The following is a 26,579-nucleotide window of genomic DNA, read 5'->3' as shown; positions in this document are numbered from 1 at the left end:
ATGCTGAACCGAGTCGCCGTAGCCCCCAGTGGCTTCAAGGAGTCCCTGTCCGCCGAGGCCGCCGCCGAGGCCATCGCGGCCGGCGTCCGCCGGGTCGTGCCCGACGCCGAGGTCGACCTCATCCCCCTGGTGGACGGCGGTGAGGGCACGGCCGCCGCGCTGGCCGCCTCGACCGGCGGCCGCCTCGTCGCCCTGCCCGCGACGGGCCCGATCGGTGAGCCGGTGGGCACCCATTTCGCCCTCCTCGGCACCGGCGACACGGAGGAGCCGGGGACGGCCGTCGTCGAGATGGCCGCGGTCGCCGGGCTGTCCCTCGTGCCGCGCGGCCTGCGCGATCCCGGCGCGACCACCACGTACGGCGTCGGTGAGCTGATCCGCGCCGCGCTCGACACCGGCGTACGACGGATCCTGGTCGGGTGTGGCGACTCGGGCACCTCGGACGGCGGTGCGGGCGCCCTCCAAGCACTGGGTGCGCGGCTGCTGGACGCGGATGGACGCGAACTCCCCTCGGGCGGCCGGGAGTTGATGCGGTTGAGCCGAATCGACCCGGCCGGTCTGGATCCCCGTCTCAAGGACGTGGAGCTGCTCGTCGCCTGCAACCCGTTCAACGTGCTGTGCGGCGAACGCGGCGTCGCCCGTGTCTTCGGCCCGCAGAAGGGCGCGACGCCCGCGCAGGTCGAGGAGTTGTCCGCCGCACTGGAGAACTGGGCGGACGTGCTCACTCGCGACCTCGCCCCTGTCGGCACCGACCTCCGCCATGGCACCGGCACCGGCGCCTCCGGCGGTCTCGGCGCCGGTCTGGCCGCCCTGGGCGCCAGGCTGCTCCCCCGTTTCGACGTCCTCCTGGCCCATCTCGACCTCGACGCCCGCCTCGCCCGCGCCGACCTGGTGATCACCGCCGAGGGTTCCCTCGATCACCAGACCCCCCGGGGCAAGGTCCCCGCCGAGGTGGCCCGCCGGGCCAAGCTGCACGCCCGGCCGGTCCTGGCCCTCGCGGGCACCCTGGGCGAGGGGGCGCACGAAGTGCCGGGCGTGGACGCGTACACCGGCATCCTGCCCGCCCCGATGGCCCTCGCCGAGGCCATGGTCCGCGCGAGCGAACTCCTCACGGACGCCACGGAACGGGCGCTGCGGATGGTGTTGTTGGGGGCGCGGGTGACGGAGGCGAGGACCTACGCGTCCCCCGGCGCCCGGCTGCGGGTCACTTCTTCTTCCAGCACCACTGTGTGATCGAGGCCGACTTGGGGATGGAGGCGATGAGCGACCCGTACATGCCGGTCTTGCGCACGATCTGCCGCTCCGTGCCGCTCCCGGTCTTCCCGTACCAGACCTTCGTGGTGCGGTTCCACGCCGAGCGCGCGAACCGCTTGGGGTTGCGCGGCTTCCACACGCCCTTGCCGCACCTGTGGCTCTCGGTCGCCTTCACCGACCATGTGCCCCGGCCGCGCTCGAAGTTCGTCTTGCCCCACAGGCACAGATACCCCTGGGCGCAGTCCCTCTTCGCGGACGCCGACACCTCACCGGCGCCGGCCGCCCACGCTTGGGTCCCGCCGCCCGACAGCACCGCGGTCGCCGCCATCGCCGAGGCGACGGCGAACACCTTTATCCGGTTCGTCCCGTTGCTCATCTGCTCTCCCCCTGGTGATCGGCCCACCGGACCGACCGATCACTCTAGCCACCCCCCTCTTCCCCGAACACATGTCTACTGGCCCCATGTCCGCGGATCAGACAGCGGGGACGCAACGCCCGTCCTCCGTGCGGTAGTTCCACTTCGCGCCCTCCCGCACCAATTCCTTCACGGCGCCCACGAACCGCTCCACGTGCTCGTCGGGCGTACCTGCCCCGAAGCTCACCCGGATCGCGTTGAGGGACTTCTCACCGGGCGCGGCCTCGGGGGCACCGCACTCGCCCTCGGCCTCCGGGGCGCTCCCCAGCAGGGTGCGGACCAGCGGGTGGGCGCAGAAGAGACCGTCGCGTACGCCGATGCCGTACTCGGCGGAGAGCGCGGCGGCGAAGTGGGAGCTGTTCCAGCCGTCGACGACGAAGGAGATGACGCCGACGCGCGGGGCGTCGTCCCCGAAGAGGGAGAGGACGCGCACCTCAGGCACCTCGGCGAGACCGGCCCGCACGGTGTCGATCAGGTACTGCTCACGCGCGACCAGCGTGTCGAACCCGGCCTCGGTGAGGGCCTTGCAGGCGGAGGCGATGGAGTAGGCGCCGATGACGTTGGGCGAGCCGGCCTCGTGGCGCGCGGCGGTGACATGCCACTCGACATCGACCCCGCCGTCGGCCAGCCGGGCCACCTTGCGGGAGGCGCCGCCACCGGCCAGGTACGGCTCGGCCTCGCTGAGCCAGTCGGCCCGCCCGGCGAGGACGCCCGACCCGAACGGCGCGTACAGCTTGTGCCCCGAGAACACGACCCAGTCGACGTCCAACTCCCGTACGGAGACGGGGTGATGGGGCGCCAGCTGAGCGGCGTCGAGCACGATCCGCGCCCCGTGCGCGTGCGCGGCGGCGCCCAGCTCGCGCACCGGCCAGATCTCGCCGGTGACGTTCGAGGCACCGGTGACGCAGACAAGCGCGGTGCCGTACGGGTCCCGGTCGGCGAGGGCCCGCTCCAGCGTGGCCACGGCCTCGGCGGGCGTACGCGGCGCGTCGAGGTAGGTGACCCGGGCGTCGCGCCACGGCAGCAGCGAGGCATGGTGCTCGGTCTCGAAGACGAAGACCTGGCAGTCGGCGGGCAGCGCGGCGGCGAGGAGACCCAGCGAGTCGGTGGTCGACCGGGTGAAGATCAGCTGGTCGTCGGCGCGGCAGTCCAGGAACTCGGCGACCGTCCTGCGGGCGTTCTCGAACAGGTCGGTGGACAGCTGCGACAGGTATCCGGCGCCCCGGTGCACGCTCCCGTAGTACGGGGCGTACGCCGCCACGTCGTCCCACACCCGCTGGAGCGCCGGGGCGCTGGCGGCGTAGTCGAGCGCGGCGTAGCTGACCTCGCCGCCGGTGACGAGCGGGACGGTGACATTCCGGCCCAGAACAGGCAGCGGGGCGCAAACGGACTGGTCGGCGGCAAGGGTGGAGACAGACATGGCGGAACTCCCGTGAAGGCAGGCGGAATTCACCGGCGAGCGGATGTGGCTCTGCGGCGGTGAGGTGAAAAGGGGTGTGCGGAGGCGGGGCTCTGCGGCCCTATCGCATTCGCTTGCTCACGGAAGGCTCCCTCGACCGCGCTTGCCGTAGACCTTTCTGCCTACGACCTGGTCCTCACCCGGGGCACCCCGCCACGGACGGAGGGTTGCCGGACAGCCGGCCGGGGCCTTGTGGCTGTCACTCATGACCTGTACGGGAACGTACGTCAGATGATCGCCGCGCCGCAACTCCTGTCCGGATACCGGAACAAGGACCCGAGGCGGGTTGCTCGCGCAGTTCCCCGCGCCCCTGAAGGGGCGCGGTGAACTGCGCGACAAGCCCTCACCCACCCGCAGCCGGACAACACACCCCAGGGGGTCGAAGGGGCGCAGCCCCTGGATGGGGGTCCCCCCGCTCGAGCGGAGCCGAGAGTGGGGGAGGGACGGGTAGGGGCGGCGGGGGCGCTAAACGTTGGTGGCCGCGACCCAGCGGTCGAGAACCCGCTTCGCCGAACCCGAGTCGATCGACTCCGCGGCCTTCGCCATCCCGTCCCGGAGTTGCGACGCGAGCGACCCCGCCCCCGGCTCCAGCGCCACCAGCGCCGCCGCCGAGTTCAGCAGCACCGCATCCCGCACCGGCCCGCTCTCCCCACCCAGCAGCCGCCGCGCGACATCCGCGTTGTAGGACGCGTCGGCCCCCCGCAACGCCTCGACCGGCACCAGATCCAGCCCCACGTCCCGCGGATCGAAGGCCTCCTCCGTCACCTTGCCGTCCCGTACGACCCACACCCGGGACGTCGCGGTCGTGGTCAGCTCGTCGAGACCGTCGTCGCCCCGGAAGACGAGCGACGAGTTGCCGCGCTCGGCGAAGACACCGGCCATGATCGGCGCCATCCGGGGGTCCGCCACACCGACCGCCTGGGCCTTGACCTTCGCGGGGTTGGCCAGCGGCCCCAGCGCGTTGAACACGGTCCGGATCCCCAACTGCCCACGCGCCGCGGCCACATGCCGCAGCGCCGGGTGGAACTTCACCGCGAAGCAGAAGGTGATCCCGGCCTCCTCGGCGACCTCCGCCACCCGCTTCGGCGTCAGCTCCAGATTGACGCCGAGCTTCTGCAGCACATCGGACGCACCGGACGCCGACGACGCGGCCCGGTTGCCGTGCTTGACGACCTTCGCGCCCGTACCGGCGACGACGATCGACGACATCGTGGAGATGTTGACCGTCTTGGCGCCGTCCCCGCCCGTACCGACGATGTCGACGGTCTTCCCCGACACCTCGATGACGTTGGCGTGCTCGTACAGCGCCCGCACCAGCCCGGTGATCTCCTCGACGGTCTCGCCCTTGGCCCGCAGCGCCACCACGAACCCGGCGATCTGCGCGTCCGTCGCCTCGCCGCGCATGATCTGGTCCATCGCCCAGAACGTCGCGCCGGCGTCCTGGTCACGCCCGGACAGCAGCGCGTTCAGTACCTCGGGCCAGGAACGGCCCGCCGCGGTGTCGCCTCCAGCGGGGGTCACAGCGCTCATAAGGCCGCTCCTGGTTGTCGTAGATCAGTCGTCGGATCAGTTGTGGACCACAGGCGTGGATCAGAACCGTGTGAACCCCACCCTATCCAGCTCCACGCACGGCGAAGGGCCCCCGTCCGAAGATCGGACGGGGGCCCTTCGACCGTGGTGTGGCGAAGCAGTCAGGCGTTCAAGCGATCAGTGGTGGCCGTGGCCGCTCGTGATCTCCTTGTACTCCTCGACGGTGGGCTTGGCGATCTGGCTGTCCTCGCCGTAGTAGCCCTTGCTCAGCTTGGCGCGGAGCTTCTCGCGGCGCGTGATCTTGCGGGCGACACCGTTCTCGTCGACCGCGGGACCGATCTCGGCCGGCTTGTACTGCTCGTGCGCCGTGAGCGTGTGCAGCTGCTCCTGGCTGAGCGGCTCGTGGACCTCGATGAACTCACCGTGCGGCAGGCGCTTGATGATGCCGGTCTCGCGACCGTGCAGCACCTTGTCGTGGTCCCGGCGCTGCAGGCCGAGGCAGATCCGCTTGGTGATGATGAACGCGATGACCGGAGCCACGAAGAACGCGATCCGGACGAACCAGGTGATGGCGTTGATCGACAGGTGGAAGTGGGTCGCCCAGAGGTCGTTTCCACCACCGATCAGCAGGACCATGTACCAGGTGATCCACGCGACACCGAAGGCCGTACGGGTCGGGGCGTTGCGCGGGCGGTCCAGGATGTGGTGCTCGCGCTTGTCGCCGGTGACCCAGGACTCGATGAACGGGTAGACCGCGATCGCGACCAGGACCAGCGGGAAGATGATCAGCGGGATGAACACGCCCAGGACAAGCGTGTGGCCCCAGAAGTTGATCTCCCAGCCCGGCATGACACGGATCAGACCCTCGGAGAAGCCCATGTACCAGTCGGGCTGGGCTCCGGTGGACACCTGGTCCGGACGGTAGGGGCCGATGCTCCAGATCGGGTTGATCGTGGCGATCGCCGAGATGATCGCGATGACACCGAAGACCAGGAAGAAGAAGCCTCCGGCCTTCGCCATGTACACCGGGAGCAGCGGCATGCCGACGACGTTGTTGTTCGTCTTGCCGGGGCCCGCGAACTGCGTGTGCTTGTGGTACAAGACCAGGATCAGGTGCGCCACCAACAGGCCGAGCATGATGCCCGGCAGCAACAGGATGTGGACCGAGTAGAAGCGGGCCACGAAGTCGCCGCCCGGGAACTCCCCGCCGAAGAGGAAGAACGACAGGTACGTGCCGACGATCGGCACGGACAGGACCGCGCCCTCCATGAAGCGGACACCGGTGCCCGAGAGCAGGTCGTCCGGGAGCGAGTAACCGGTGAAGCCGGTGAACATGCCGAGGACGAACAGCAGGAAGCCGAATACCCAGTTGACCTCACGCGGCTTGCGGAAGGCGCCCGTGAAGAAGACACGCATCATGTGCACGAACATCGCCGCGAGGAAGATCAGCGCCGCCCAGTGGTGGATCTGCCGGATCAGCAGACCACCGCGCACCTCGAACGAGATGTACATGGTCGAGTTGAACGCCTCGGACATCAGCTGGCCCTGCAGCGGGACGTACGGGCCGTGGTACTCCACCTCGTTCATCGACGGGTGGAAGAACAGCGTCAGGTACACACCCGTGAGGATGATGATGATGAAGCTGTAGAGCGCGACCTCGCCCAGCATGAAGGACCAGTGGTCGGGGAAGATCTTGCGCATGTTGGCCTTGGCCAGGGAGTAGATCCCGAGCCGGCCGTCGGCCCAGTCGGCGACGCGCTCGCCGGCCGGTGCCTTCGCGCGCGAGTCGCGTGCGTCGGTGGTGGTCGTAGTGCTCATCCGCGCTCCCAGAAGGCAGGACCGACGGGCTCTGCGAAGTCGCTGACCGCTTCGAGGTAGCCGTCTTCACCGACGGTGATCCTCAGCTGCGGAAGAGCGTGACCCGCGGGGCCGAAGATGACCCGCCCGCCGTCGGCGAGGTCGAAGGTGGACTGGTGGCAGGGGCAGAGGACGTGGTGCGTCTGCTGCTCGTACAGGGAGATCGGGCAACCCACGTGGGTGCAGATCTTCGAGAACGCCACGATGCCTTCGTGCGACCACTCCAGCTCGCGCTTGTCCTTGATGTCGTCCGGCTGGATCCGGACGATCATCAGGGCGTCCTTGGCGATGTTCTTCTGGAAGTCGTGCTGGTGCTCGTCCAGGCCGTCCGGCATGGCGAAGGTCAGCGAACCGACCGCGACGTCCGAGGGACGCAGCGGCTCCATGGTGTTCATGTTGACGAGCTTCTTGCCCTTGGCCCAGGTGGTGTGCCGCAGCGAGGTGCCGGGCAGCGGACCGAGGTCGCGCAGCAGGACGACACCGGCGAGCGGGACCATGGCCAGCGCGCCGAGCATCGTGTTGCGAATCAGCTTGCGACGGCCGATCACCGACTCGGCGGCGCCCGCCCTGAAGTCCGCGTGGACCTGCGCGCGGACCTCGGGCGAGGTCTCGATCGGGTGCCGCTCGTCGGCGACCTCCACGTCGGACATCAGGGTGCGGGCCCAGTGGACCGCGCCCGCGCCGATGCAGAACAGGGCCAGACCGAGGGTCATGCCCAGCGCGAAGTTCAGCGCGCTGATGTGACCGATCGGCCAGACGTAGATCGCCTTGTCGACGGGGATCGCCACGTACGCGGCGATGAACGCGATCGTGGCCAGCATCGACACCGTGAACAGCAGGGCGACCGTGCGCTCGGACCGCTTGGCGGCCCGCTCGTCGATGTCCTGGATCCGGTGCTCGTGGGGCGGGAGGCCGGGGTCCGCGAAGGGGTTCTTCTCGTCCGCGACCTTCACCGCGCCGTGCGCGTCGCCCTGCTCAGCGGGCAGGTTCTCTTCTGGAATCTCTTGGCTACTCATGACTTCTTGGCCTTTGCGGTCCGAGCGGTGACCCAGACGGCGACGGCGATCAGCGTGCCGAGCCCGAACACCCAGCCGAAGAGGCCTTCGCTGACCGGGCCGAGCCCGCCGAGGCTGAGGCCACCGGGCTCCACGGTGTCGTCGCCGTTGACCGCTTCGAGGTACGCGATGATGTCCTTCTTGTTCTCCTCCGACAGCGTGGTGTCGGGGAAGGACGGCATGTTCTGCGGGCCGGTCTGCATGGCCTCGTAGATGTGCTTCGGGTCGACACCCTCAAGGGTCGGCGCGTACTTGCCCTCGGACAGCGCACCGCCCTTGCCGGTGAAGTTGTGGCACTGCGCGCAGTTGGTGCGGAAGAGTTCGCCGCCCTCGGCGATGTCCGCGCCCTCGGGGTTGTACGCGTTCTCGGTCGGGATCTCCGGACCGGCGCCCAGGGAGGCGATGTACGCCGCGAGCTGGTCGATCTGGGCCTGCGAGTAGATGACCTTCTTCTTCGGGACCTGCGCACCCGGCTGCTGGGCCGGCATACGGCCGGTGCCGACCTGGAAGTCGACGGCCGCGGCGCCCACACCAGTGAGCGGCGGACCGTCGGTGGTGCCCTGACCGCCGGTGCCGTGGCAGCTGGCGCAGCCCACGGCGTAGAGCTTCTTGCCCTCCTCGATGGTGAGGGTCTGGGCGGTTTCATCGGCTACGGCCTGGTCCGCGGGCGCAAAGGCGGTGTACAGCCCCCCGGTGGCCGCCAGCGCGATGAGTAGGACGACAAGCGCCGCCAGCGGATGGCGTCGTCGTGCGGAGAGCTTTTTCACGGATTACCCCGGTGTCAGGATCTTCTGCGTCGGTGCTTCTGGAAGGGTCGTTCTCGGTGCGAGGCTCGGCGTTGAAGTCCGCCCGGCTCGCCCGCCCGATTACTTGATCATGTAGATCGTGGCGAAGAGGCCGATCCAGACGACATCGACGAAGTGCCAGTAGTAGGACACGACGATGGCCGCGGTCGCCTGCTCGTGGGTGAACCTCTTGGCCGCGTAGGTGCGCCCGAGGACCAGCAGGAAGGCGATGAGGCCGCCCGTCACGTGCAGGCCGTGGAAGCCGGTGGTCAGGTAGAAGACCGAGCCGTACGGGTCGGACGAGAGCGAGAGGCCCTCGTGCTTGACCAGCTCGGTGTACTCGAACACCTGGCCGCCGATGAAGATCGCACCCATCACGAACGTGACGATGAACCACATCCGGAGCTTCTTCACGTCCCCGCGCTCGGCGGCGAACACGCCGAGCTGGCAGGTGAGAGAGGAGAGCACCAGGATCGTGGTGTTGGTCGCCGAGAACGGGAAGTTCAGGGTGTCGGCCTTCTCCGACCAGAACTCCGGACCGGTCACCGATCGCAGGGTGAAGTACATCGCGAAGAGGGCCGCGAAGAACATCAGCTCGGAACTCAGCCAGATGATGGTTCCGACACTGGTGAGGTTCGGCCGGTTGACCGACGGGTGCGCGTGACCCTTGTCTACTGTCGTTGCTGTCGCCACGACCGACATTATGTCGGTCGCTTATCCCGCCCTCACCCCGGGGGGTACCGTTCGGAGTGTTGCTCCCTTCCGGACCGCTGTTGACGTGGTGTTCAAGGGAGTAGCATCCGCGCATCGGGCCTGTCCTTACGACGCTGACGTCACGGAGGAACAATGCAGCCGACCGCCACGGTGCTGGTCTACAGCGACGATTCCAACACCCGCGAACAAGTTCGGTTGGCGACGGGGCGCCGTCCGGCGCCGGATGCTCCGCAGGTGGAGTTCGTGGAGTGCGCGACTCCCGCCGCCGTCATCAAGGAGCTGGACAGGGGCGGGATCGATGTCTGTGTCCTTGATGGTGAGGCCGTGCCCATGGGAGGCATGGGGGTCTGCCGGCAGATCAAGGACGAGATCTTCCACTGTCCGCCGGTGCTGGTGCTGATCGGGCGGCCCCAGGACGCGTGGCTCGCGACCTGGAGCCGGGCCGACGCGGCGGTCACCCTGCCGGTTGAGCCGGTCGAGTTCGCCTCGGCCCTGGCTTCGCTGCTGCGGCGCGGAAGTGCGCTGAGCGCCTGAATCACGCCGACTCCGGTTGCAGGCGTGCCCTGGCCGTCGTGTCAGGGCCCTGCTTGGCGCCCCCGGCCAGTGCGCTGCCCTCGCGCCACTTCGCCCAGTCGAGGTTCCAGTCGCCGAAGCCGTTGCCGAAGGGGGCCATGGTGTCGCCGCCCGAGTTGACGACCTGGACGATGTCGCCCTCGTTGATGGTGTCGTAGAACCACTGGGCGTTGCCGGTGCTCATGCCGGTGCAGCCGTGGCTGACGTTGGCGTAGCCCTGGGAGCCGGTGGACCAGGGGGCGGCGTGGACGTACTCGCCGCTGTTGGTGACCCTGACGGAGTTGTGGACGGTCAGGTCGTAGAAGTCGGCCGCGCCTATGCTGGCGCTGGTCATCCGTACGGTGCCTTCCTTGGCGAGGACGACTTTGACGCCGTTGCGGGTGTCGTAGCCGGGCATGCCGGTGGTGACCGGGATCTGCCTGATGACCTTGTCGTTCTTGTAGACGGTCATCTGGTGGGCCGAGGCGTCCGTGACGGCGACGATCTTGTCGCCGGTGGTCAGCTCGATCGGCTTGGCCTCTCCGCCCCAGAGCCGGTCGCCGATCTTGATGCCGGTCAGGTTGCTGCGGACCTTGATGGTGGCGTTGGCCGGCCAGTACTCCTTGGGGCGGTAGTGGAGCTTCTTGTCGTCCACCCAGTGCCAGGCGCCTTCCACGGCGGGCATGGAGTCCACCTTGAGGGCGCGTTCGACGACGGACCGGGCCGCGGTGTCCTTGACCGGTGTGCTGAGTTCGGCGGTGACGGGCTGGCCGACGCCGTACTTGCCCGCCTCGGGGCCGAAGGTGACGTCGAGGCGCTTCTTGGTGCGGGGGCGGCCGGTGTCGAAGGCGAGGGTCTCGCGGCCAGGGGCGCCGTCCTCGTCCTCGGTGCTCACGCGGACGGTGTAGCTGGCGTTGGCGGCGAGCGGTGAGGTGGAGTGCCAGCGGCCGCCGTCGGCGGAGAGTTCGCCCGCCACATAGCGTCCTGCGGCGTCCACGGCGGTGACGTCGGTGATACGGCCGTCGTCCTCGGCGGAGACTTCCAGGGGCTTGGCCGGGTCGGCCTTCGCGCCGTCGCCGGTGGGGGTGTTGAAGGAGATCTGGTCGGCCGCGTCGTACGGCTTGGCCGAGAGCGGGTGGCCGCCGGAACCGCAGGCGGTGACGCCCGCTCCCAGCGAGACCACCAGCAGGGTGCAGCCGACGACCGTGCGGTTTCGCGGTGAGGTGCTCATGGGTTCAACGTAGGAACGGCCGTCAGGCGTGGCGCGCCGGGTGACCCGAGTGGGGTACGTCCGGTGTGGCAAACGGGGGAAGCCCGGACCTCCTGGCGGAGTGTCCGGGCTTCCGTGCGCTCAGCGCGTGTTACTGGTTCTGGTTCTCACCGCGGTAGTACTCGAAGACCCAGCCCCACAGGCCGATCAGGATGATCGGGGCCGAGAAGTACAGCAGCCACCAGCCGAAGACGACGCCCATGAAGGCGAGCGCGCCACCGACGGCCAGGGACAGCGGCTGCCAGCTGTGCGGGCTGAAGAAGCCCAGCTCGCCCGCGTCGTCCGCGACGTCGGCCTCCTTGTCGTCCTGCGCGCCCACGTCGACCCGCCGGGCCGTGAAGGCCAGGTAGTAGCCGACCATGATGCACAGGCCGAAGGCCAGGAAGAGCGCCGTGGTACCGGCCGGCTCCTTCGACCACACGCCATAGACGATCGCCATGGCGAGGACGAAGACGCTCAGCCAGATGAACATCCTGCCCTGGATCTTCACTTGCCGGCCTCCTTGCTGACGCCGCTGCCCGCGAGCTCATTGGCGCGGGGGCCGCCGTGCGCGAGTTGCTCCAGCGCGGCGATCTCCGGGTGGTGCAGGTCGAACGCCGGGGATTCGCTGCGGATCCGCGGCAGGGTGAGGAAGTTGTGCCGCGGCGGCGGGCAGGAGGTCGCCCACTCCAGCGAACGGCCGTAACCCCACGGGTCGTCGACCTCGACCTTCTTGCCGTACTTGGCCGTCTTCCACACGTTGTAGAAGAACGGCAGGACCGACAGACCGAGCACGAACGAGCTGATCGTCGAGACCGTGTTCAGGGCGGTGAAGCCGTCGGCCGCCAGGTAGTCGGCGTACCGGCGCGGCATGCCCTCGGCGCCCAGCCAGTGCTGGACGAGGAACGTGCCGTGGAAGCCGATGAACAGCGTCCAGAAGGTGATCTTGCCGAGGCGCTCGTCCAGCATCTTGCCCGTCATCTTCGGCCACCAGAAGTGGAAGCCGGAGAACATCGCGAACACCACGGTGCCGAAGACGACGTAGTGGAAGTGCGCCACCACGAAGTACGAGTCCGAGACGTGGAAGTCCATGGGCGGCGAGGCCAGGATGACACCGGTCAGACCACCGAAGGTGAAGGTGATCAGGAAGCCGGTCGCCCAGAGCATCGGCGTCTCGAAGGACAGCGAGCCCTTCCACATCGTTCCGATCCAGTTGAAGAACTTCACGCCGGTCGGTACGGCGATGAGGAACGTCATGAAGGAGAAGAACGGTAGAAGCACGCCGCCGGTGACGTACATGTGGTGCGCCCACACCGTGACCGAGAGGCCGGCGATCGCGATGGTCGCGGCGATCAGACCGAAGTAGCCGAACATCGGCTTACGGGAGAAGACCGGGATGACCTCGGAGATGATGCCGAAGAACGGCAGGGCGATGATGTACACCTCTGGGTGGCCGAAGAACCAGAAGAGGTGCTGCCACAGCAGTGCGCCGCCGTTGGAGGCGTCGAAGATGTGCGAGCCGAACTTGCGGTCCGCCTCCAGGGCGAACAGCGCGGCCGCGAGGACCGGGAAGGCGAGCAGGACCAGGACACCGGTCAGCAGCACGTTCCAGGTGAAGATCGGCATGCGGAACATGGTCATGCCGGGCGCGCGCATGCAGATGATCGTGGTGATGAAGTTGACCGAGCCGAGGATCGTACCGAAGCCGGAGAAGGCCAGACCCATGATCCACATGTCGGCGCCGACGCCCGGGCTGCGGACCGCGTCCGACAGCGGGGAGTAGGCGAACCAGCCGAAGTCGGCCGCACCCTGCGGGGTGAGGAAGCCGGCCACCGCGATCAGCGAGCCGAAGAGGTACAGCCAGTACGCGAACATGTTCAGCCGCGGGAACGCCACATCGGGCGCGCCGATCTGCAGCGGCATGATCCAGTTGGCGAATCCGGCGAACAGCGGCGTCGCGAACATCAGCAGCATGATCGTGCCGTGCATCGTGAACGCCTGGTTGAACTGCTCGTTCGACATGATCTGCGAACCCGGGCGGGCGAGCTCGGCGCGCATGAGGAGCGCCATGACGCCGCCGATGCAGAAGAACGCGAACGACGTGACCAGGTACAGCGTGCCGATCGTCTTGTGGTCGGTGGTCGTCAGCCACTTCACCACGACGTTGCCGGGCTGCTTGCGCCGGACCGGGAGCTCGTCTTCGTACGAGCCCTCGCCGGCGGCAGCACCCTGAGGTTCGTTGAGGATGCTCACAGTTGGTTCGTCTCCCGGTTCTTCTCGTGGCTCGTCTGCTCAATGCCGGCCGGGACGTAACCGGTCTGGCCCTTCTCCGCGAGCTCCTTGAGGTGCTGCTCGTAGCGCTCGGGGGAGACGACCTTCACGTTGAAGAGCATCCGAGAGTGGTCCACGCCGCACAGTTCGGCGCACTTGCCCAGGAAGGTGCCCTCCTGGTTGGGGGTCACCTGGAAGGCGTTGGTGTGGCCCGGGATGACGTCCTGCTTCATCAGGAACGGCACCACCCAGAACGAGTGGATGACGTCACGCGAGGTGAGGACGAAGCGGACCGTCTTGCCCTTGGGGAGCCAGAGGGTCGGGCCGGGGTTACCGGTCTGCGGGTTCTCGTCGCCGGGGATGCCGCAGGTGTACACGCCGCCGGCGTCCGCCGGGAAGTCCTCCTTGAACCGGTCCGGGATGGCGGCCAGGTTCTCGTCGGTCTTCGCGTCGCCGGTCGAGCCGTCGACGTTCTCGACGTAGTTGAAGCACCAGCTCCACTGGAAGCCGACCACGTTGACCGTGAGGTCGGGCTTCTTCGACGTGTCGAGGAGCCTCGACTCGTCGCGGGCGGTGAAGTAGAAGAGCACCGAGACGATGATCAGCGGGACAACCGTGTACAGCGCCTCGATGGGCATGTTGTACCGGGTCTGTGGGGGAACTTCGACCTTGGTGCGGCTGCGCCGGTGGAAGAAAGCACTCCACAGGATCAGGCCCCAGACCAGTACGCCCGTGGCGAGCGCGGCCGCCCACGAACCCTGCCAGAGGGAGAGGATCCGGGGAGCCTCTTCCGTGGTCGGGGTGGGCATACCAAGGCGGGGGAAGTCCTTGTATGTGCAACCGGTGGCGGTCGCCAGGACCAGGCCCGCAGTCAGTGCCTGCAGCAGCTTCCGCCGCATCGGGCGCCGCGGCGAGCGGTCGGAGCCGTTGGGACTCACGTAGCGCCTTCCCGAGAGTCTCGCCCGCGCGGTATGGCTGCGGCCTGGCCTTACTCGGTGGTCGGTCGCCGCCCTGCGACGGGCAGGGGTTTGGATGTTTATGCGGACCAAACCCTACTGGACGCGATTTGGGGGTGCGCGGGGAGGGGGTACCAACTCGCCGGGGGTCACGCCGGGCGCGTAATAGCTCGGGAGTTCGGGTGATTTGGCGGGTGCGGGTCCGTTGTGGTTGTTCGCGCAGTTCCCCGCGCCCCTTTCAGGGGCGCCGCTGCGAGCCTCTGCCTATAGCGTTGCTGTGTGGTCTACTTCGACGCTGCTTCCTCCGCCCCTCTTCATCCCGTTGCCCGGCAGGCATTGGTCGCCTCGCTCGACGAAGGGTGGGCCGATCCTGCCCGTCTTTATAAGGAGGGGCGGCGGGCGCGGATGTTGCTGGATGCCGCCCGGGAGGCTGCCGCCGAGGCCGTGGGGTGTCGGGCGGACGAGTTGGTGTTCACGTCGTCGGGGACGCGGGCGGTGCACTCCGGCGTGGCGGGGGTGTTGGCGGGGCGGCGGCGGGTGGGGCGCCACCTGATCGTGTCAGCGGTCGAACACTCCTCGGTGCTCCATTCGGCAGAGGCGTTCGAGGCGGACGGCGGAACGGTCACCCGGGTGGCCGTGGATCGAACCGGTACGGTCACCGCGTCCTCGTACGCCGAAGCCCTCCGGTCCGGCACCGCGCTCGCCTGTCTGCAGTCCGCCAACCATGAGGTGGGGACCGAACAGCCGGTCGCCGAGGTGGCCTCGGTGTGCCGGGAGGCCGGGGTGCCGTTGCTGGTGGACGCGGCGCAGTCGCTCGGGTGGGGGCGGGTCGACGGGGATTGGTCGGTATTGACCGGGAGTGCCCATAAATGGGGTGGCCCGTCCGGGGTGGGGCTGCTCGTCGTACGGAAGGGCGTCAGGTTCGCGACTCAAGGACCCGCCGACGAGCGGGAGTCGGGGCGGGCCGCCGGCTTCGAGAACATCCCGGCCATCGTGGCGGCGGTCGCCTCACTGCGCGCCGTACGGGCTGAGGCTGACGCGGAGGCCGTACGGCTACGGGAGTTGACGGACCGCATCCGGACGCGCGTGCCGTCGCTGGTACCGGACGTCGAGGTGGCCGGGCACCCGACGCGCCGACTGCCCGGCGTGGTCACCTTCTCGTGTCTCTATGTCGACGGGGAGACATTGCTGCACGAGCTGGACCGCGAGGGCTTCTCCGTGTCCTCGGGTTCCTCGTGCACGAGCAGCACGTTGACGCCCAGCCATGTGCTGCGGGCCATGGGCGTGCTCAGCGAGGGGAACGTCCGGGTGTCACTGCCGGCCGGGGCGATGGAGGCGGACGTCGAGCGGTTCCTGGCCGTGCTGCCGGAGGCGGTCGCGGCGGTACGGGAGAAGCTGGGGGCGCCCGTACCGGCCGACGTGGCCGTCGTACGGGACGACGTCCTCGTGGTGGATGCGCTGGGCAGACGATGCCCGCTCCCCGTCATCGAGCTGGCGAAGGTCATCGGGGATGTACCGGTGGGCGGCACGGTCCGCGTCCTCTCCGACGACGAGGCGGCCCGCCTGGACATCCCGGCGTGGTGCGAGATGCGGGGCCAGGAGTACGTAGGCGAGGAAGAGGCGGAGAAGGGCTCGGCGTATGTGGTGCGAAGGGTGAGTTAAGACGCTACCCGCGCCCCTAGTTTTTAGGGGCGCGGGGAACTGCGCGACCAGCCACATCGAACCCGCAGCCGGCAACGCACCGAACTTGGCAACCCAGTGGTCGCCGAGGCCGGCCTCAGCCGAGGTGAGCCTGAACCTCTTCCGCGGCATCCTGCCCGTACGCCTTCGTGAACCGCTCCATGAAGTGCGCCCGCCGCAACTGATACTCCTGCGTACCCACCGTCTCGATGACCAGCGTCGCGAGCATGCACCCGACCTGCGCGGCTCGCTCCAGCGAGACACCCCAGGCAAGCCCCGAGAGGAACCCCGCGCGGAACGCGTCGCCGACGCCCGTGGGGTCGGCCTTGCGCTCCTCGTCGGGGCAGCCGACCTCGATCGGGTCGTGGCCGGCGCGCTCGATGCGGACGCCCCGCGCGCCGAGCGTGGTCACCCGGTGCCCGACCTTCCCGAGGATCTCGGCGTCCGACCAGCCGGTCTTGGACTCGATGAGGCCCTTCTCGTACTCGTTGGAGAAGAGGTACGTGGCGCCGTCCAGCAGTATGCGGATCTCGTCGCCGTCCATGCGGGCGATCTGCTGGGAGAAGTCGGCGGCGAAGGGGATGCCCCGGGAGCGGCACTCCTCGGTGTGGCGGAGCATCGCCTCGGGGTCGTCCGCGCCGATGAGGACCAGGTCGAGGCCGCCGACGCGGTCCGCGACGGTCTTGAGCTCGATGAGGCGGGCCTCGCTCATGGCGCCGGTGTAGAAGGAGCCGATCTGGTTGTGGTCGGCGTCCGTGGTGCAGACGAAGCGGGCCGTGTGCAGCGTCTCGGAGATGCGCACGGAGGCCGTGTCCACACCGTTCCGGTCGAGCCACGCGCGGTACTCGTCGAAGTCCGAGCCCGCCGCGCCGACGAGGATCGGGGTGGTGCCGAGCTGACCCATGCCGAACGCGATGTTCGCGCCGACGCCGCCCCGGCGTACGTCGAGCTGGTCGACGAGGAAGGAGAGGGAGACCGTGTGCAGCTGGTCCGCGACGAGTTGGTCGGCGAAGCGGCCGGGGAAGGTCATCAGATGGTCTGTGGCGATGGAGCCGGAGACTGCGATACGCACGGCGGGGACACGCTCCTGCGAGGGGGAGGCAATTGACAGTTCACGCTACCGGGTCGTCCGCGCGCTCTGAAGCAGGCAAAACTACCCGATAGTAGGGCTTTCTTCGCGGGGCTCGTGGTGCATACGGTTCCGATATGACGAACCCCAAGATCCACGGCACCGCCCCGCTCGACCTCGACGGCGATCTCGCGGCCCTGCGCGGCGACTGCGCCCGGATGGTGCCGCACTGGGCGGCCCCCGCGAAGGTCATTACGGCTCCGGTGTCCCCTTCGCTCATTCATGGGGTGACGGTGCCGGCGACCTCCGCGCGGCTCGTGGACGCGATGTCCGACTACGGCGACTGAGGGCGTCGACCTGGCTCCAGCGCCCGAACAGGGAACCATCGGCTCCTCCGCCGCGTCCCATCGCTGTCCCCCGTATAGGGGATGCGGTGTACGACCAGCCGAAGGAGCGATGCGGTGAACTCCGAGCGACCCGACAACCCCGAGAACCCGGACGAGGGCCCCGAGCCTGACGCCATCGAGGAGATCAGGGCTGCCGGGGATGACGCCAGTGAGCCCGGCATGACCGCCGAGTCCGACGCGGCCGCCGAGGCCGAGACGACCGCCGAGCCCGGCTCGACCGAGGCCGAGAAGGCGGACGGGACGGACCGGACGGGCGAGACGGACGAGACCGCCCAGGTCACCGGGAGTGACGTGGATGACGGTGACGCGTCCGAGGACGGTGATCGTGGGCATGTCGTCGAGGTCGGCGGTGGGGCCGAGCCGTCGCGTCGGCGGCGTTCGCGGGTGGCTGTCGTGTCGATGGCTGTCGCCGTGCTGCTCGTCGGGGGTGGTGGGGCGTACCTCGCCACCACCGCTTCCAGCGGATCTGGGGGTTCCGGTGGTTCCAGTTCTCCGGGGGGCGACGGCACTCCCCCGCCGCTGGCGCTCGACGGCTACACCGAGGGTTCGAACGGCATCGCCCCGGGTGAGCCCAACCCCAACGGCGTGACCTACCGCGCGAGCGGCGAACTGCCCGACGGTCCCGACTCGGCGCCCGTCTACGCGGTCAAGGGTGAGGTGACGGCCGCCGAGGTGGCCCGGCTCGCGAAGGCGCTCGGTGTCGAGGGCACGCCCACGGCCGAGGGCGAGATCTGGCGGGTCGGGAGCGTGGGGGACAGTTCGGGACCGACTCTGCAGGTCAACAAGCAGTCGCCGGGGGCCTGGACGTTCAGCAAGTTCGCGGCGGGCACCGACGACTGCAAGAAGGGCGACGTCTGCGCCTTCGGCACCACGACCGAGGTCGGCGATCCCGTGAGCGAGGCGGTGGCCAAGAAGGCGGCGGCCCCGGTGTTCAAGGCCGTCGGCCAGGACGACGCCAAGCTCGACGCCTCCCAACTCCTCGGCGCCGTACGCGTGGTGAACGCTGATCCCGAAGTCGGCGGGCTGCCCACCTACGGCTGGACGACCGGCGTCCAGGTCGGCGCCGACGGTCAAGTGGTCGGCGGCAACGGCAACCTGAAGTCGCCGGTGAAGAGCGACACGTATCCCGTGGTCGACGCGGAGCGGGCGCTGGATTTGATGAACGGCTCCGGGCAGGAGGTCGGCCCGGAGCCACTGACGACGGCCTCGACGCCGGACACCGTGACGGTCGAGAAGGCGGAGTTCGGGCTCGCCTCGCACCAGGTGGACGGCCGACCGACGCTGGTGCCGTCCTGGATGTTCGAGGTACGGCCGACGGGTGCCGCGGAGAGCTACACGGTGACGCATCCGGCGATCGACCCGGAGTACCTGGCCTCTCCCGAGCCACGGTCGGAGCCCACCGAGGCACCGGCCGACCCGGACGCCCCCGGCGACGAGCCGACGGCGAACCCGGCCTCGCGGGACGTCGAGATCCAGGGCTACACGGTCGACGGCGACAAGCTGACCGTGACCTTCTGGGGCGGGGTGTGCAGCGACTACTCGGCCTCGGCGACCGAGGAGGAGGGCAAGGTGACGGTCACCGTGACCGACACCCCCTGGGAGGACAAGGTCTGCATCCTGATCGCCAAGGCGATCGAGCGGACCGTGGATCTGGACCAGCCGCTCGGTGACCGCGCGGTGGTCGGGTCGGACGGCGAGAAGATCCCGGAGGGCGGGATCTCGGAGCTGGAGCCGTAACAGCAGTAACAGCAGTAACAGCTGGCACGTACACACGTACGCGAAGGCGGCGTCCCCGTCGGAGGGGGACGCCGCCTTCGCGTGCGTACGCGTACTGCTACGGGATGTGCGGGGGCTCAGCTGAAGGAGTCGCCGCAGGCGCAGGAGCCCGTCGCGTTCGGGTTGTCGATCGTGAAGCCCTGCTTCTCGATGGTGTCGACGAAGTCGATGGACGCGCCGCCCAGGTAGGGAGCGCTCATGCGGTCGGTGACGACCTTGACTCCGCCGAAGTCCTTGACGACGTCGCCGTCGAGGGAACGCTCGTCGAAGAAGAGCTGGTAGCGCAGACCGGAGCAGCCGCCGGGCTGAACGGCGACGCGCAGCGCCAGATCGTCACGGCCTTCCTGGTCGAGCAGGGCCTTGACCTTCGCCGCGGCGGCGTCGGACAGGATGATGCCGTCGGTGACGGTGCTGGTCTCGTCCGATACGGACATCTACATCTCTCCCGGGTTGTACGGAGACTGCTTGCTGACGAGTGCAACCGGCGGGGCCGTGGATTCATTCCGGGCGGAGCACATGTCTTTGGGTCTTTGGGTGGCCTTCTTCATGCTCGCACATGCGCCGGAGTGCCGACAGAAGGCTGTGGACAAGCCTTCGGGTTCACAGGCCTTCGGGATATCGGGATTCACGTCACATCGACACTATGACCATCGTCAACGTGACGCGAAGCGGTTATGATAGATAGCGTCATTTCGACGAAAAGGCTTAGCCCGTATGTCCCGCCGGCCCTCCCCGGGCCGGCGAGCCGCAGAACAGAAAGGGTGTGTGTCGTGACCACCGCCCAGACCCAGGAGCTCGACGTACAGCCGACGCCCCTCGCCCTGCTGCTGCTCGGCCGTGAGGCCGATCCGAGGAGCGAGCGCGGTGTCGAGTGCCCCGGCGACCTCCCCTCCCCGTCCGACCCCGACCTGGTGGAGCGCGCCCGCGCGGCCAAGGAGAAGCTCGGGGACAAGGTCTTCGTGCTCGGCCACCACTACCAGCGCGACGAGGTCATCCAGTTCGCGGACGTCACGGGCGACTCCTTCAAGCTGGCCCGGGACGCGGCGGCGCGACCCGAGGCGGAGTACATCGTGTTCTGCGGTGTGCACTTCATGGCCGAGTCGGCGGACATCCTGACCTCCGACGACCAGAAGGTGGTCCTGCCGGATCTGGCGGCGGGCTGTTCGATGGCGGACATGGCGACGGCCGAGCAGGTCGCCGAGTGCTGGGACGTTCTCACCGAGGCCGGGATAGCCGAGCAGGTCGTGCCCGTCTCGTACATGAACTCCTCCGCGGACATCAAGGCGTTCACCGGTAAGCACGGTGGCACGATCTGCACCTCCTCGAACGCGAAGCGGGCGCTGGACTGGGCCTTCGAGCAGGGCGAGAAGGTGCTGTTCCTGCCCGACCAGCATCTGGGGCGGAACACCGCGGTGCGGGACATCGGGATGTCGCTCGACGACTGCGTCGTCTACAACCCGCACAAGCCGGGTGGGGGCGTCACGGCGGAGCAGTTGCGGGCCGCGAAGATGATTCTGTGGCGGGGGCACTGCTCGGTGCACGGGCGGTTCAGCCTGGAGTCGGTCGAGGACGTGCGGGCCCGGATTCCCGGGGTGAATGTGCTGGTCCACCCCGAGTGCAAGCACGAGGTCGTGGCGGCGGCGGACTATGTCGGGTCGACCGAGTACATCATCAAGGCGCTGGAGGCCGCGCCTGCCGGGTCCAAGTGGGCCATCGGGACCGAGCTGAACCTGGTCCGCCGACTGGCGAACCGTTTCGCTCCCGAGGGCAAGGAGATCGTGTTCCTCGACAAGACGGTCTGCTTCTGCTCCACGATGAACCGCATCGACCTGCCCCATCTGGTCTGGACGCTGGAGTCGCTGGCCGAGGGCAACCTCGTCAACCGGATCGAGGTCGACAAGGAGACGGAGGCGTTCGCCAAGCTGGCGCTTGAGCGGATGCTGGCGCTGCCGTAACGCTCGCGCTGTGCGTACGCCGATCGGGGGTGCCCCTCCTGTTCGAAGGGCACCCCCGATTTTCTCGCCCCTGCCGCCCCTACCCGTCCCTCCCCCATCCAGGGGCTGCGCCCCTTCGACCCCCTCGGGTGTTTCGAGTGCGGGTGAGTGGGGGCTTGTCGCGCAGTTCCCCGCGCCCCTAAAAAGCACGGGGCGCGGGGACGTCATATTGTCGGGCTAGACCCCTGCGGGCTCCGGGGACTCCGGCTCTGTCGCCTTGGCCGGGGTGCCTGCTCGTTTCAGGGCCTTCTTCTTTGCTCGGCGTTCCTTGCGGAGTTCGAACATGGTGTAGAGGGTCGGGACGAGGAGCAGTGTCAGCAGGGTTGAGGTGATCAGGCCGCCGATGACGACCACCGCCAGTGGCTGGGCTATGAAGCCGCCCTCGCCGGTGATGCCCAGTGCCATCGGGAGGAGGGCGAAGATCGTGGCCAGGGCTGTCATCAGGATCGGGCGGAGGCGGTGGCGGCCGCCCTCGATGACCGCTTCGACCGTGCTGTAGCCCTGTCGGCGGTACTGGTTGATCAGGTCGATCAGGACGATCGCGTTGGTCACCACGATGCCGATCAGCATGAGCATGCCGATCATCGCGGGGACACCCATCGGCGTGCCGGTGATCACCAGCAGGCCGAGCGCGCCCGTGGCCGCGAACGGGATCGAGACCAGCAGGATCAGCGGCTGGATCAGGGACCGGAAGGTCGCGACCAGCAGCATGAAGACGATCGCGATCGCCGCGAGCATCGCGAGGCCCAGCGAGGCGAAGGCCTCGTCCTGGTCCGAGGAGACGCCGCCGATCTCGGCCGTGGCGCCCGCGGGGAGTTTGAGAGCGTCCAGCTTGGCGGTGAGGTCCGTGCTGATCGCGCCCGTGTTGTCGCCCTTGGGCTTCGCCGTGATCGTCGCGGCCCGCTGACCGTCGATACGGGTCATGGAGACCGGGCCGTCCACGAGCTCGACGGTCGCGATGTCGCCCAGCTTCACCGCGCCGAGGGGCAGGTCCTTCAGCTCGTCCAGCGTCTCGGCGGGGTTCGCCGACCTGATGACGACATCCCGCTCGGTGTCGTCGAGGATGGCCCGCCCGCTGGTCGTACCGCGGACGGACTGGGCGACGGCCGCGCCGAGGGTCTGGTCGTCGAAGCCGGCCGCGGCCGCCTTGTCGCCCGCCTTGACCGAGATACGGGGCACGCTCTGGGCCAGGTCGCTGGTCACGTCGGTGACGTTGTCCATGGTCGAGACCACGTCACGGACCTGGTCCGCCGCCTTGCGCAGCACCTCGGCGTCGGCGGCCTTCACGACCACGCTCAGGTTCTGGTTGCCGAAGCCGTCACCGGCCGCGATGGTCGTCGTACCGATGCCGGAGAGCTTCTTCAGGCCCGCCTCGACGCGGTCCTGGACGTCCGCGGCGGAAGCCGAGTCGTCCAGCATGACGCTGTACGAGGCCCCGTTGGAGCCCGTACCGCCGCCGAAGGCCGCCATGAAGCCGGAGGAGCCGACGGTGACCTGGTAGTCCTTGACGCCCTCGGTGTCGGCGAGCAGCTTCTCGACCTTCTTGGTCTGCTCGTCCGTGGCCGCGAGGCTGGTGCCGGGCTTCAACTCCTGCTTGACGCTGAGGACTTCCTGGTCCCCCGGGTCGAAGAAGTTCGTCTTCAGCAGCGGGGCCATGGCGAACGTGCCGATCAGGACGACGACCGCGATGGCCACGCTCGTCAGCCGGCGCCGCGTGGCGAAGCGCAGGACGGGGACGTAGAGGCGCTGGAGGCGGCTCTTGGCCTCCTTCTCCTCCGCCTGCCGGCGGGCTTCCTCGGCGTCCTCGGGCGTGCCCTTCGGGGCGCGCAGGAACCAGTAGGAGAGGACGGGGACCACCGTCAGGGAGACCAGGAGGGAGGCCAGCAGGGCCGCCGTCACCGTCAGCGAGAAGCTGCCGAACAGCTCGCCCACCATGCCGCCGGTCAGGCCGATCGGGAGGAAGACCGCCACCGTCGTGAGAGTGGACGAGGTCACCGCACCGGCGACCTCGCGGACCGCCTTGAGGATGGCCTCCTGGCGCTCCTCGCCGTAGCCGAGGTGGCGCTTGATGTTCTCCAGGACGACGATCGAGTCGTCGACGACGCGGCCGATGGCGATGGTCAGCGCGCCCAGCGTCAGCATGTTGAGGGAGAGGTCGCGGGTCCACAGGACGATCAGGGCCAGCACCACCGACAGCGGGATCGACACCGCGGTGACGAGGGTCGAACGGATCGACGCCAGGAAGACCAGGATGACCAGGACCGCGAAGACCAGACCCAGCGCGCCCTCGGTCGTCAGACCGTCGATGGATTTGGAGACCGCCGGACCCTGGTCGCTGACCACGGTGACGGTGGCGCCGGAGCCCACGTCCCGGCGCATGTCGGACAGCTTGTCCTCGACGGCCTCGGAGATGGCGACCGCGCTGCCGTCCCGGTCCATGGTGACCATGACCGCGAGGCTGGGCTTGTCGTTCGTACGGGTGATGGACTCGGCCTTGGCCTCCTCCTCCTTGACCGTGGCGACGTCGGCGAGGCGTACGGGCTTCTTGGCGCCCTCGCCCCCGCCCGCGCCCTCGCTCTGGCCGCGGACCATCAGGTCCTCGATCTGCTGCAGCGAGGTGAAGCCGCCGCCGACCTGGACGGTGCGATTGGCGCCGTCCTCGTCGAAGGAGCCCGCGGGGACGGTGACGCCACCGGCCTGGAGGGCCTGGGAGAGGGCCATCGTGGTCAGGCCCGCCTTCGCCAGCTTCGCGTCGTCGGGCGTGACGGTGACCTGGACGTCCCGAACGCCGTCGACGGTGACCTGGCCGACGCCGTCGATCTCCTCCAGGGTGGGGACGACGGTGCGGTCGATCTTGTCGGCGAGTGCCTGCTGATCCTCGTCGGAGGTCACGGCGAGGACCACGGTGGGCATGTCGTCCGTCGAGCCCGCGATCACCTGCGGGTCCACGTCGTCCGGGAGCTGCGTCCGAGCCCGGTTGACGGCCTGCTGGACGTCGGCGACCAGCTGCTTGGTGTCGGGGCCGTAGTCGAAGGACGCCATGATCACGGCGTTGCCCTCGCTGGCGGTGGAGGTGACGCCCGTGATGCCGTCGACGGCTTCGAGGCTGTCCTCGATGGGCTCCACGACCTGCTTCTCGACCACGTCGGGGGACGCGCCCTGGTACGGCGCGAGCACGGACACCATGGGCAGTTCGATGGTGGGCAGCAGTTGCTGCTTGAGCTGGGGTATCGCGATCGCCCCGAAGGCGAGCGCGATGATCGACACCAGACCGACGAGGGTCCGTTGTGCGAGGCTGAACCGAGACAGCCAGGACATGGGTGACCGGATCTCTCTTCTGTGGCGTGAGCGGACGACGAGCGCGAGCGCATGCGCACATGTGTGGCCTGTGTTGCCCGTGTGACGCAGATGTGAGCGCTCACCTCATACCCTGGGCCATCGAGGCCCTCGCTCCCTCGCCTCCCAGGTCCATTTCCTTATCCCGCGCCTACTCCGTAGGGAGTAGCCCCGGGCGGAGTTCAGTCCACCCTTGGGCGTACCAGCCCCGACTCGTAGGCGAAGACCACCAGTTGGGCGCGGTCGCGGGCGCCGAGCTTCGCCATGGCCCGGTTGACGTGCGTCTTCACCGTCAGCGGGCTGACCTCCAGACGCTCGGCGATCTCGTCGTTGGAGTGCCCTCCGGCGACCTGCACGAGGACCTCGCGCTCACGGCTCGTCAGCGTGGCGAGCCGCTCGGAGCGGGCCGTGCCACCGCCCTCGCCGCCGGCGGCCGAGTCGTCCGGCTGGGCGAGGAACCGGGCGATCAGGCCCTTGGTCGCGGCGGGCGAGAGCAGCGCCTCACCGCCGGCGGCGATCCGGATCGCGTTCAGCAGTTCCTCCGGCTCGGAGCCCTTGCCGAGGAAGCCGGAGGCGCCGGCGCGCAGCGACTGCACGACGTAGTCGTCGACCTCGAAGGTGGTGAGGATGACGACGCGTACATGGGCGAGGGTCGGATCCGCGCTGATCATGCGGGTGGCCGCCAGGCCGTCCGTGCCGGGCATCCGGATGTCCATCAGTACGACGTCGGCCCGCGTCTCCTTGGCCAGCCGCACCGCCTCCGCCCCGTCCGATGCCTCCCCCACGACCTCCATGTCCGCCTCGGAGTCGACGAGCACCCGGAAGGCGCTGCGCAGCAGGGCCTGGTCGTCGGCGAGCAGAACACGGATGGTCATACGGGGTCCCCCGGGGTCACGGTGGTGGCGAGGTTGCGCGCGGTTTACGGTCGTACGGGCTCTTCGGTCGTCGTCGTTCGGCTCTGGAGCGGCAGGATCGCATGGACGCGGAAGCCGCCTCCGTAGCGGGGGCCGGTGGTGAGGGTGCCGCCGAGGGCGGTGACGCGTTCGCGCATGCCGAGGAGGCCGTGGCCGCCGCCCTCGCCCTCGCCCTCGCCCTGACCGTCGACGGGTCCGGTGCCGTCGTGTCCGACGCCGTTGTCGAGGACGGTGATCTCCATGTTCGGGCCCACGCGTACGACGCTGACCTCGGCCTTCGCCTCCCGGCCCGCGTGCTTGCGCACGTTGGTGAGGGCTTCCTGAATGATCCGGTACGCGGCGAGGTCGACGGCGGCCGGGAGGGCGGTGTGCCGGTCGGTGCGGGCGACCTCGACCGCGAGGCCGGCGCTGTGGAAGGTGCCGACGAGTTCGTCGAGCCGTTCCAGGCCGGGGGCGGGTTCGGTGGGGGCCTCGGGGTCGCCGGACTGGCGGAGCAGGCCGACCGTGGCGCGGAGTTCGCCCAGCGCGGAGCGGCTGGCCTCGCGGACGTGGGCGAGGGCCTCCTTGGCCTGGTCGGGCCGCTTGTCCATGACGTGCGCGGCGACTCCGGCCTGGACGTTGACGAGGGCGATGTGGTGGGCGACGACGTCGTGCAGGTCGCGGGCGATACGGAGGCGTTCCTCGGCGACCCGGCGGCGGGCCTCCTCCTCGCGGGTGCGTTCGGCCCGTTCGGCGCGTTCGCGGATGGCGCCGACGAAGGCACGGCGGCTGCGTACGGCGTCGCCGGCCGCGGCGGCCATGCCGGTCCAGGCGAAGATGGCGAGATTTTCCTGGTCGTACCAGGGGAAGTCGCTGGCCAGCATGGCCGTGCCGGTGAGGACCGTCATCGTGAGCAGGCCGACGCGCCAGGTGGTGGGGCGGTCGGTGGTGGAGGCGACGGTGTAGAGGGCGATGACGGCGGCCATCACGACGGGGGCCCGGGGGTCGCCGGTGATCAGTTCCGTGACGGTGAGGGCGGAGGTGGCGGCCAGTACGGGCATGGGGGCGCGGCGGCGGGCGGTCAGGGCCGCGGCGGCGAGGAACATGAGGGTGAGGCCGAGGGCGTCGGGGGTGCGGGTGCCCCATTTGTCGCCGTATTCGGCGTGGGGGTCGACATGGGAGCGGGCCACCATGCAGACGAGGGCGCCGAGGGCGAGGGTGGCGTCCAGCGCGAGGGGGTGCGCTTTCAGGAAGGTGCTGGCTCGGTGGAGGGTGCTCACGGGTGTTCACCGTACGGGGTTATCGCCCCCGCGCCAGGGCTGCGCCGCTG

22 protein-coding genes and 1 riboswitch are annotated in these 26,579 nt (G+C 69.1%); of the genes, 6 read left to right on the top strand and 16 right to left on the bottom strand.

Translation table 11 applies throughout. The annotated features are described in order from the left end of the window. Entirely contained in the window at window positions 1-1,230 is a 1,230-nt protein-coding gene (locus F3T56_RS00355) for a glycerate kinase family protein (protein ID WP_149822596.1), read from the top strand. On the opposite strand, the gene F3T56_RS00350 is transcribed toward F3T56_RS00355, so the two are convergent. The 7 genes from F3T56_RS00350 to ctaE form a co-directional block, all read right to left on the bottom strand. Beyond that, window positions 1,202-1,627 (bottom strand): peptidase inhibitor family I36 protein, encoded by a 426-nt coding sequence (locus F3T56_RS00350; RefSeq protein ID WP_149822595.1) that lies wholly within the window; start codon window positions 1,625-1,627, stop codon window positions 1,202-1,204. The genes F3T56_RS00355 and F3T56_RS00350 overlap by 29 nt on opposite strands. Before the next feature lie 97 nt (window positions 1,628-1,724). Next, window positions 1,725-3,086 (bottom strand): aminotransferase class V-fold PLP-dependent enzyme, encoded by a 1,362-nt coding sequence (locus F3T56_RS00345; protein WP_149822594.1) that lies wholly within the window; start codon window positions 3,084-3,086, stop codon window positions 1,725-1,727. Between the two features lie 133 nt (window positions 3,087-3,219). Next, a riboswitch (SAM riboswitch) is annotated at window positions 3,220-3,336 on the bottom strand. A gap of 254 nt (window positions 3,337-3,590) precedes the next feature. After that, complete coding sequence (gene trpD / locus F3T56_RS00340) at window positions 3,591-4,655, bottom strand: anthranilate phosphoribosyltransferase (protein WP_149822593.1); 1,065 nt, start codon at window positions 4,653-4,655, stop codon at window positions 3,591-3,593. Window positions 4,656-4,832: 177 nt separating this feature from the next. Further along, window positions 4,833-6,473, bottom strand: a complete 1,641-nt coding sequence (gene qcrB / locus F3T56_RS00335) for a cytochrome bc1 complex cytochrome b subunit (protein ID WP_149822592.1) — start codon at window positions 6,471-6,473, stop codon at window positions 4,833-4,835. Further along, the gene (gene qcrA, locus F3T56_RS00330) at window positions 6,470-7,528 is read right to left on the bottom strand and encodes a cytochrome bc1 complex Rieske iron-sulfur subunit (RefSeq protein WP_149822591.1); all 1,059 of its coding nucleotides are present in this window, start codon (window positions 7,526-7,528) and stop codon (window positions 6,470-6,472) included. The genes qcrB and qcrA overlap by 4 nt, the downstream gene beginning before the upstream one ends. After that, window positions 7,525-8,334 carry a cytochrome bc1 complex diheme cytochrome c subunit gene (gene qcrC / locus F3T56_RS00325; RefSeq protein ID WP_149822590.1) on the bottom strand — a complete coding sequence of 270 codons (810 nt, stop codon included), beginning with the start codon at window positions 8,332-8,334 and terminating at the stop codon, window positions 7,525-7,527. Before qcrC ends, qcrA begins: the two co-directional genes overlap by 4 nt. Before the next feature lie 99 nt (window positions 8,335-8,433). Beyond that, complete coding sequence (gene ctaE, locus F3T56_RS00320) at window positions 8,434-9,054, bottom strand: aa3-type cytochrome oxidase subunit III (protein WP_149822589.1); 621 nt, start codon at window positions 9,052-9,054, stop codon at window positions 8,434-8,436. 144 nt (window positions 9,055-9,198) lie between these two features. Between ctaE and F3T56_RS00315 the strand changes: the two genes are divergently transcribed. Beyond that, window positions 9,199-9,600: a response regulator gene (locus F3T56_RS00315; RefSeq protein WP_149822588.1), complete on the top strand. Its 402-nt coding sequence runs from the start codon at window positions 9,199-9,201 to the stop codon at window positions 9,598-9,600. Window position 9,601: 1 nt separating this feature from the next. Here the strand turns inward: F3T56_RS00315 and F3T56_RS00310 are convergent, their stop codons facing one another. From F3T56_RS00310 to ctaC, 4 genes are all read right to left on the bottom strand, one after another. Continuing rightward, window positions 9,602-10,849: a L,D-transpeptidase gene (locus F3T56_RS00310; RefSeq protein WP_149822587.1), complete on the bottom strand. Its 1,248-nt coding sequence runs from the start codon at window positions 10,847-10,849 to the stop codon at window positions 9,602-9,604. A 130-nt stretch (window positions 10,850-10,979) separates the two neighbouring features. Further along, the gene (locus tag F3T56_RS00305) at window positions 10,980-11,378 is read right to left on the bottom strand and encodes a cytochrome c oxidase subunit 4 (protein WP_149822586.1); all 399 of its coding nucleotides are present in this window, start codon (window positions 11,376-11,378) and stop codon (window positions 10,980-10,982) included. Further along, window positions 11,375-13,120 (bottom strand): aa3-type cytochrome oxidase subunit I, encoded by a 1,746-nt coding sequence (gene ctaD, locus F3T56_RS00300; protein WP_149822585.1) that lies wholly within the window; start codon window positions 13,118-13,120, stop codon window positions 11,375-11,377. The genes F3T56_RS00305 and ctaD overlap by 4 nt, the downstream gene beginning before the upstream one ends. Beyond that, complete coding sequence (gene ctaC / locus F3T56_RS00295; protein ID WP_149822584.1) at window positions 13,117-14,076, bottom strand: aa3-type cytochrome oxidase subunit II; 960 nt, start codon at window positions 14,074-14,076, stop codon at window positions 13,117-13,119. Before ctaC ends, ctaD begins: the two co-directional genes overlap by 4 nt. 297 nt (window positions 14,077-14,373) lie before the next feature. Between ctaC and F3T56_RS00290 the strand changes: the two genes are divergently transcribed. After that, window positions 14,374-15,756 (top strand): cysteine desulfurase/sulfurtransferase TusA family protein, encoded by a 1,383-nt coding sequence (locus tag F3T56_RS00290; RefSeq protein ID WP_149822583.1) that lies wholly within the window; start codon window positions 14,374-14,376, stop codon window positions 15,754-15,756. A 115-nt stretch (window positions 15,757-15,871) separates the two neighbouring features. Here the strand turns inward: F3T56_RS00290 and F3T56_RS00285 are convergent, their stop codons facing one another. Further along, window positions 15,872-16,846 carry a carbohydrate kinase family protein gene (locus F3T56_RS00285; protein ID WP_149822582.1) on the bottom strand — a complete coding sequence of 325 codons (975 nt, stop codon included), beginning with the start codon at window positions 16,844-16,846 and terminating at the stop codon, window positions 15,872-15,874. Between the two features lie 134 nt (window positions 16,847-16,980). On the opposite strand from F3T56_RS00285, the gene F3T56_RS00280 reads away from it, so the two are divergent. Beyond that, window positions 16,981-17,190, top strand: coding sequence for a hypothetical protein (locus F3T56_RS00280; protein ID WP_149822581.1), 210 nt, complete (start codon window positions 16,981-16,983; stop codon window positions 17,188-17,190). A gap of 114 nt (window positions 17,191-17,304) precedes the next feature. After that, on the top strand, window positions 17,305-18,987 hold the full coding sequence (locus F3T56_RS00275) for a hypothetical protein (protein ID WP_149822580.1): 1,683 nt from the start codon (window positions 17,305-17,307) through the stop codon (window positions 18,985-18,987). A 116-nt stretch (window positions 18,988-19,103) separates the two neighbouring features. Here F3T56_RS00275 and F3T56_RS00270 read toward each other — a convergent pair whose 3' ends face one another. Continuing rightward, window positions 19,104-19,460 carry an iron-sulfur cluster assembly accessory protein gene (locus tag F3T56_RS00270; protein WP_030582488.1) on the bottom strand — a complete coding sequence of 119 codons (357 nt, stop codon included), beginning with the start codon at window positions 19,458-19,460 and terminating at the stop codon, window positions 19,104-19,106. A gap of 336 nt (window positions 19,461-19,796) precedes the next feature. On the opposite strand from F3T56_RS00270, the gene nadA reads away from it, so the two are divergent. Continuing rightward, on the top strand, window positions 19,797-20,981 hold the full coding sequence (nadA, locus tag F3T56_RS00260; RefSeq protein WP_149822578.1) for a quinolinate synthase NadA: 1,185 nt from the start codon (window positions 19,797-19,799) through the stop codon (window positions 20,979-20,981). 216 nt (window positions 20,982-21,197) lie between these two features. Here the strand turns inward: nadA and F3T56_RS00255 are convergent, their stop codons facing one another. The 3 genes from F3T56_RS00255 to F3T56_RS00245 all read right to left on the bottom strand — a co-directional run bounded on the left by F3T56_RS00255 (window position 21,198) and on the right by F3T56_RS00245 (window position 26,529). Then, a complete protein-coding gene (locus tag F3T56_RS00255; protein WP_149822577.1) occupies window positions 21,198-24,338 on the bottom strand; it encodes an efflux RND transporter permease subunit in 3,141 nt (1,046 codons plus the stop codon). A gap of 200 nt (window positions 24,339-24,538) precedes the next feature. After that, window positions 24,539-25,231, bottom strand: a complete 693-nt coding sequence (locus F3T56_RS00250) for a response regulator (RefSeq protein WP_149822576.1) — start codon at window positions 25,229-25,231, stop codon at window positions 24,539-24,541. Between the two features lie 44 nt (window positions 25,232-25,275). Continuing rightward, entirely contained in the window at window positions 25,276-26,529 is a 1,254-nt protein-coding gene (locus F3T56_RS00245; RefSeq protein ID WP_149822575.1) for a sensor histidine kinase, read from the bottom strand. Window positions 26,530-26,579 lie beyond the last annotated feature (50 nt).

It is taken from the genome of Streptomyces tailanensis (assembly GCF_008386495.1).
GTDB classification, from domain to species: domain Bacteria; phylum Actinomycetota; class Actinomycetes; order Streptomycetales; family Streptomycetaceae; genus Streptomyces; species Streptomyces tailanensis.
The sequence above is the reverse complement of the archived record's forward strand: the minus strand, read 5'-3'. Positions and strand labels throughout refer to the sequence as shown.

Bases quoted from the DNA above. Each gene is read 5' to 3' on its own strand.
- trpD (WP_149822593.1), bottom strand. From the start codon at position 4,655: ATGAGCGCTGTGACCCCCGCTGGAGGCGACACCGCGGCGGGCCGTTCC.
- qcrA (WP_149822591.1), bottom strand. From the start codon at position 7,528: ATGAGTAGCCAAGAGATTCCAGAAGAGAACCTGCCCGCTGAGCAGGGC.
- F3T56_RS00345 (WP_149822594.1), bottom strand. From the start codon at position 3,086: ATGTCTGTCTCCACCCTTGCCGCCGACCAGTCCGTTTGCGCCCCGCTG.
- F3T56_RS00315 (WP_149822588.1), top strand. From the start codon at position 9,199: ATGCAGCCGACCGCCACGGTGCTGGTCTACAGCGACGATTCCAACACC.
- F3T56_RS00310 (WP_149822587.1), bottom strand. From the start codon at position 10,849: ATGAGCACCTCACCGCGAAACCGCACGGTCGTCGGCTGCACCCTGCTG.
- F3T56_RS00350 (WP_149822595.1), bottom strand. From the start codon at position 1,627: ATGAGCAACGGGACGAACCGGATAAAGGTGTTCGCCGTCGCCTCGGCG.
- F3T56_RS00250 (WP_149822576.1), bottom strand. From the start codon at position 25,231: ATGACCATCCGTGTTCTGCTCGCCGACGACCAGGCCCTGCTGCGCAGC.
- F3T56_RS00270 (WP_030582488.1), bottom strand. From the start codon at position 19,460: ATGTCCGTATCGGACGAGACCAGCACCGTCACCGACGGCATCATCCTG.
- qcrB (WP_149822592.1), bottom strand. From the start codon at position 6,473: ATGAGCACTACGACCACCACCGACGCACGCGACTCGCGCGCGAAGGCA.
- F3T56_RS00355 (WP_149822596.1), top strand. From the start codon at position 1: ATGCTGAACCGAGTCGCCGTAGCCCCCAGTGGCTTCAAGGAGTCCCTG.
- F3T56_RS00280 (WP_149822581.1), top strand. From the start codon at position 16,981: ATGACGAACCCCAAGATCCACGGCACCGCCCCGCTCGACCTCGACGGC.
- F3T56_RS00255 (WP_149822577.1), bottom strand. From the start codon at position 24,338: ATGTCCTGGCTGTCTCGGTTCAGCCTCGCACAACGGACCCTCGTCGGT.
- ctaE (WP_149822589.1), bottom strand. From the start codon at position 9,054: ATGTCGGTCGTGGCGACAGCAACGACAGTAGACAAGGGTCACGCGCAC.